8 protein-coding genes and 1 pseudogene are annotated in these 5588 nt (G+C 67.4%); 2 read left to right on the top strand and 7 right to left on the bottom strand.

Going from position 1 to position 5588, the window contains the following annotated elements; genetic code table 11:
* The 5 genes and pseudogenes from R6V09_RS44595 to R6V09_RS44575 all read right to left on the bottom strand — a co-directional run.
* Positions 1 to 367, bottom strand: a pseudogene (locus R6V09_RS44595) (class E sortase); the annotation flags it as partial.
* Positions 364 to 1002, bottom strand: a complete 639-nt coding sequence (locus R6V09_RS44590) for an aminodeoxychorismate/anthranilate synthase component II (RefSeq protein WP_043675957.1) — start codon at positions 1000 to 1002, stop codon at positions 364 to 366. The gene R6V09_RS44590 and the pseudogene R6V09_RS44595, both read right to left, overlap by 4 nt.
* A complete protein-coding gene (locus tag R6V09_RS44585) occupies positions 999 to 1196 on the bottom strand; it encodes a hypothetical protein (protein WP_174479444.1) in 198 nt (65 codons plus the stop codon). Before R6V09_RS44585 ends, R6V09_RS44590 begins: the two co-directional genes overlap by 4 nt.
* 16 nt (positions 1197 to 1212) lie before the next feature.
* The gene (locus R6V09_RS44580) at positions 1213 to 1896 is read right to left on the bottom strand and encodes a class E sortase (protein WP_317887197.1); all 684 of its coding nucleotides are present in this window, start codon (positions 1894 to 1896) and stop codon (positions 1213 to 1215) included.
* A 21-nt stretch (positions 1897 to 1917) separates the two neighbouring features.
* Positions 1918 to 2697 (bottom strand): DUF881 domain-containing protein, encoded by a 780-nt coding sequence (locus R6V09_RS44575; RefSeq protein ID WP_317887196.1) that lies wholly within the window; start codon positions 2695 to 2697, stop codon positions 1918 to 1920.
* Positions 2698 to 2839: 142 nt separating this feature from the next.
* On the opposite strand from R6V09_RS44575, the gene crgA reads away from it, so the two are divergent.
* Positions 2840 to 3094, top strand: coding sequence for a cell division protein CrgA (crgA, locus tag R6V09_RS44570; RefSeq protein ID WP_019073554.1), 255 nt, complete (start codon positions 2840 to 2842; stop codon positions 3092 to 3094).
* A 294-nt stretch (positions 3095 to 3388) separates the two neighbouring features.
* Here crgA and R6V09_RS44565 read toward each other — a convergent pair whose 3' ends face one another.
* Both R6V09_RS44565 and R6V09_RS44560 read right to left on the bottom strand, forming a co-directional pair.
* Positions 3389 to 4300, bottom strand: a complete 912-nt coding sequence (locus tag R6V09_RS44565; protein ID WP_317887195.1) for a rhomboid family intramembrane serine protease — start codon at positions 4298 to 4300, stop codon at positions 3389 to 3391.
* Between the two features lie 104 nt (positions 4301 to 4404).
* Positions 4405 to 4932 carry a peptidylprolyl isomerase gene (locus R6V09_RS44560; protein WP_317887194.1) on the bottom strand — a complete coding sequence of 176 codons (528 nt, stop codon included), beginning with the start codon at positions 4930 to 4932 and terminating at the stop codon, positions 4405 to 4407.
* Positions 4933 to 5259: 327 nt separating this feature from the next.
* Here R6V09_RS44560 and R6V09_RS44555 point away from each other — a divergent pair.
* Positions 5260 to 5588, top strand: a 329-nt coding sequence (locus tag R6V09_RS44555; RefSeq protein WP_317887193.1) for a DUF5324 family protein, incomplete at its 3' end; no start/stop codon positions are given.

The raw sequence follows: 5588 nt of genomic DNA, 5'->3' as shown, positions 1-5588 counted from the left end.
CACCGGACGCACCGGCGGCACCGGATTCGAGCCCCTCGGCGGTCTCCTCCGCCGCCCCGGCGCCCCCATGACGCCCGTGACGGCCCTTGGCGGCCTTTCTGCGGGCCGCACGGCCACCCGTCGGGGTTCCTGTGGCGGAGGAGGCGGATGAGGCGTCAGAGGCCGGTATGGACCGCCCATGGCCTCTCCGTACCGGCGGCGGCTCCGGTATCCGCAGCGCCATGGTCTCTTCGTCGACCGGACCGTACGGCACCCCGGACACGCCCTGGGCCTGCGCGTCGTACCACTCCTCGAACGCGCCCGGCTCCCCGTACGGCTGCTCCCCGTACGAGGCCTCGGACTCGCGCTCGGGGCGCAGCGCGGTCACGCCGTGGCCCTGCCCACCACCGGGGCGAGCCCCGCCGACCTCGCCACGGCACCCTGGTCGCCGCACTCCACCAGCCAGTTGGCCAGCATCCGGTGGCCGTGCTCGGTGAGCACCGACTCCGGGTGGAACTGGACGCCCTCGACGGGCAGTTCGCGGTGGCGCAGGCCCATGATGATGCCGTCGTGCGTCCGGGCGGTGACTTCCAGCTCGGCCGGAACCGTCGCCGGCTCGGCCGCCAGGGAGTGGTAGCGGGTCGCGGTGAAGGGCGAGGGCAGTCCGGCGAAGACGCCCCTGCCCTCGTGCTCGACGAGCGAGGTCTTGCCGTGCAGCAGTTCGGGGGCGCGGTCCACGACGCCGCCGTAGGCCACCTGCATCGACTGCATGCCGAGGCAGACGCCGAAGACGGGCACCCCGGTCGAGGCGCAGTGCCGCACCATCTCGATGCAGACTCCGGCCTCCTCGGGGGTGCCGGGGCCGGGCGAGAGGAGGACGCCGTCGAAGCCATCCTGGGCGTGCGCCGTCGACACCTCGTCGTTGCGCAGCACCTCGCACTCGGCGCCCAGCTGGTACAGGTACTGGACCAGGTTGAAGACGAAGCTGTCGTAGTTGTCGACGACGAGAATCCGTGCACTCACTGGTTGTCCACCGTCACATCGTTGAAGGGCAGCAGCGGTTCGGCCCACGGGAAGACGTACTGGAAGAGGATGTAGACCACGGCCAGGGCAAGGACGAGCGAAATCAGCGCCTTGACCCAAGCGTTGCCCGGCAGATGCCGCCAGATCCAGCCGTACATGCCGTCCCTTCCGTCGCACCACGGCACCAGACTCACGCCGTACGCCACCAGACTAACGGCGCAGCGCGGCTGGTTTCCCGGCCTCCACAGGCTGTGTGGAGTCCAGGTGTGCCCAGACGATCAGCCGGTGGCTGTGCCCCCACTCCGGATCGCACGTGGTCAGCGTGAGATAGCGGCCCGAGGCCGTGTACCCGGACTTACGTGGCACAGGATCGATCACCTCAATGTCGGTGGGCACTGTTTTGTAGGGCCCTTTGTCGATCCGATACGTGAACCATGTCGTCCCGTCCGTCAGCACCACCGCGTCACCCTTGCGCAGCTGGGGAAAGTCCACGAAGGGGTTGCCGTAGGTCCGCCGGTGCCCGGCCACCGCGAAGTTCCCGACCTGCCCGAGTCGCGCGGTGCCGGCGTAGTGCCCCAGCCCCTTCTTGAGGGTGTTCACGGCCGTGTCCTCAAGAACCGGCTTGTTCCACGTGAAACCAAGCCGCGGGATGTACATGATCGCGAAGGGCTTGCCGTCCTTGTAGGCGGCCGGTTTCGCCGGTGCGGTGGGTGAGGGGGCCGCCTTCGGGTGCGCGGTCTGCCGCGACCACTGGTTCTGCAACTGGTCGATCTGGTCGCTCATCGTGCGGTCGGCCTTCACACCGGTCCAGAACAGGACGTAGACCACGAAGAGGACGATCAGGGTGCCTACGGTGATGCAGAGTTCGCTGACGCTCCTGACGATCACGCGCACCGGCAGCTCCCGTACGGACGCCTACTCCACTGGCTTCGCGTAGTGCAGATCCACTGTGCCCGAGTACCCGGGAAGAGTCACCGTCCCGTCGTCGGTCACTTTCCACCCGAGCCCGTAGACGTTGACGTACACCATGTAGTTCTGGATCGCCTTGGACGCCGCCAGCGCCTGCTGCAGCTTCTCCGGGTCACCCACGGCCGTGATCTTGTACGGCGGCGAGTAGACCCGGCCCTGGAGGATCAGGGTGTTGCCCACACAGCGCACGGCGCTGGTCGCGATCAGCCGCTGGTCCATGACCTTGATGCCCTTGGCGCCGCCCTGCCACAGGGCGTTCACCACGGCCTGGAGGTCCTGCTGGTGGATGACCAGGTAGTCGGGCTGCGGCTCGGGGTAGCCGGGGAGCTTGGCGGTGGCGTTGGGCGGGGCGTCGTTGAGGGTGACGGTGACGGCCTTGCCCTTGAGTTTCTGCGCGCCCGCGCTCTTCTCAAGCTTCGTCAGCTTCTCGTTGTCGGCGCCCGTGCCGGTGTCGTCCTCCTTGCGGAGCGCGTCGACCTCGTCGCGCAGGACGCCGTTGGCGTCGTTGAGCCGGCCGTTCTTCTCGCTGCGGTTCTGGATGAGGTCGGACAGCTTCAGCAGGGAGGCGTCCGTGCGGATGTTGGTGCCCTTGGCCGTGTTGAAACTGGTGAAGAAGATGAGTCCCGCGAGGGCGAAGACGGCCACCGTGAGAATCCGTACGGGACGGAAACGGCGGATACGGGCAGGACTGGTACCCGTCCCGGGGGAGTCGGCAGAATTGCTCAACGTACCCTTATCTCCTTCGGCGCCGCGGAAGCACTACGCTAACGGACGCCCGGGGGAGCACTCAGTGTCCCCTTGTACGCTGCCCCGGAGCCCGCCCCAGTTCCCTGCGCGGCCACGCAGCGCATCGACAGGAGAGACCCTCGTGCCGAAGTCACGTATCCGCAAGAAGGCCGACTACACGCCGCCGCCGGCGAAGACGGCGACCGCCATCAAGTTGAACAGCCGTGCCTGGGTCGCTCCGGTCATGCTGGCCATGTTCGTCATCGGACTGGCCTGGATCGTCGTCTTCTACGTCACCGACGGCTCCATGCCCATCGACAGCCTGGACAACTGGAACATCGTGGTGGGCTTCGGCTTCATCGCCGCCGGGTTCGGCGTCTCCACGCAGTGGAAGTAGCGGCCTGACCAGCGGTCGAAGCTGCGGCCACCACTCGGTGAACGCAGCTCTGCCCACGACTTTCCGCTGAGTTATCCACAGACCAGAGAAGTATCCACAGCGAGCCTGGGGAAAAAGAACGACGATCTGTGGATAACCCACTGAGTGTTGACGCTGGTGTGACTGACACACCGGCAACCGCAAGCCTGTTCGCCCCCTGCCTGACCTGCATAAACACGGGTCGGTGACAGGGGGCACAGCTGTTCTCCACGGTATGCACAAGATCCGCCACGCACTGTGGACAACGGTTTGGTATCAGCTGAGCTGAGCCGTCCTGATCAGCGTCAACACCACGACGACGACCAGTACGACGGCACAGGTGCCGTACTGGATCAGGGCGCGGCGCTCGCGCGGGGCGTGGACCATCGCGTAGCCGGTGATCACGCCGGCGACCAGACCGCCGATGTGGGCCTGCCAGGCGATGTTGGACCAGCCGAAGGTGAAGATGAGGTTGATCACCAGCAGCGCGATGACCGGCCGCATGTCGTACCGAAGCCGGCGCATCAGCACGGCGGTCGCGCCGAAGAGCCCGAAGATGGCGCCCGAGGCACCGAGCGAGGGCGAGTTCGGGGCGGCGAGGAGATAGGTGAGCGCGCTGCCCGCGAGGCCCGAGACGAAGTACAGGGCCAGATAGCGGGCGCGGCCGAGAGCCGCCTCCAGAGGGCCGCCGATCCACCACAGGCTCATCATGTTGAAGATGATGTGGATCGGGCTGCCGTGCAGGAACATCGCGGTCAACAGTCGGTACGGCTGGCCCTGGGCCACACCCTGGACCGAGCCCAGGACCGGAACGTACGCCTGACCGATGAGGTCGAGACGGTCGGTGAACCGGTCACCCTTCGCCAGTTGAACCAAATACACGGCGACGCAGATGCCGACCAGGATCTTGGTGACAAGCCGCGGATCCGCCACCACCGTGCCACCGGCGATCGTGCGCGGCTGGGCAGCGGTCGGGGCGTGCCCCGTGCCGGAGCCGTCGCGCACGCACTCCGGGCACTGGAAGCCGACCGAGGCGCTGACCATGCACTCGGGGCAGATCGGGCGCTCGCAGCGGGTGCAGCGGACGCCGGTCTCGCGGTCCGGGTGGCGATAACAACCCGGCAGGCTCTGGGCGTCCGGGGGCCGCTGTTCCTCCGGGCCCTGCGGGCTGCCTGGCGCCTGATCCATGGGGTCCCCTCAATCCTTCGTACGCAATGCACCGCCCCGCCCATCCTTACGGATGAACGGGGCGTTTGGTTCCCGGCGGTAAGTACCGCTGCCGGCCCTGTGATCTAGCGGGTCTCGACGACGACCGACTCGATGACCACGTCCTCGACCGGGCGGTCGGTGCGCGGGTTGGTCTTGGCGGCCGCGATGGTGTCCACGACCTTCTGGCTCGCCGGGTCGGTGACCTCGCCGAAGATGGTGTGCTTGCGGGTCAGCCAGGCCGTCGGGGAGACGGTGACGAAGAACTGCGAGCCGTTGGTGCCCGGCCCGGCGTTGGCCATGGCCAGCAGGTAGGGCTTGTCGAAGCGGAGGTCCGGGTGGAACTCGTCCTCGAACTGGTAGCCCGGGCCACCCGTGCCGTTGCCCAGCGGGTCCCCGCCCTGAATCATGAAGCCGCTGATCACTCGGTGGAAGACCGTGCCGTCGTAGAGCTTGGCCGCGGACTTCACACCGGTCTCGGGGTTGGTCCACTCCCGCTCGCCCGTGGCGAGCTCGACGAAGTTCTTGACCGTCTTGGGCGCGTGGTTCGGCAGCAGCCGGACTTCGATGTCGCCGAGGTTGGTCTTCAGGGTGGCGTAAAGCTGCTCAGCCACGATCTGCCTTCCGTTGTCTTTCTGTGACCCCCAGATCCTCGCACGCTGGACGTGCCGAGTCGCCCGATGGCATCGCGCGGGGACCTTTCCGCCGGATCCGCTTGCGGAAAACCGGCCGAGTGACACCGGGACAGGGGCAGGTGGCGGGGATCCGTGGCATTGTCGATGACAAGCCCCCGTTCCCCCAGTTCCCCCGTATTCATCCTTAATGATCCGTGATCGTGACCCGGATGCCCGCCCTCACATGCCCCGTAGCCCTCTGGCAGGCATGATCCCTAATTGGGTGGATAGACGAAGAACCGTACGCCACCGAGGAGGAGGAACCCCGTGACCCGCATCGACAGCGTGCGCTCCGCGACCGGCTCGGCGAAGGACAGCGTGCTGCACGCCGCGGAAGTGGTGGCGCCCTACGCCGACACGGCCAAGGACAAGGCCGCGTACTACGCCCACGAGGCGCGCGTACGACTCGCGCCCAAGGTGTCCCTGGCCGCCGACCAGGCCCGTGTGCAGTACGACGCCCATCTCGCACCACGTCTGGAACAGGCCCGCACCCATGTGCCGCCGAAGGTGGACCAGGCCGCCCAGGAAGCCGCCGTCCGCACCCGCAAGGCTGCTCAGCAGGCCGCCGAGTACTCCCGGCCGCGGATCGAGCAGGC

The organism is Streptomyces sp. W16 (genome assembly GCF_033194735.1).
In the GTDB taxonomy this organism is placed as follows: domain Bacteria; phylum Actinomycetota; class Actinomycetes; order Streptomycetales; family Streptomycetaceae; genus Streptomyces.
Note: the sequence above shows the minus strand (reverse complement) of the source record. Positions and strands in the feature narration are given on the sequence as shown.

Excerpts from the sequence above, each read along its gene's own strand:
- R6V09_RS44565 (WP_317887195.1), bottom strand. The coding sequence starts at position 4,300 with ATGGATCAGGCGCCAGGCAGCCCGCAGGGCCCGGAGGAACAGCGGCCC.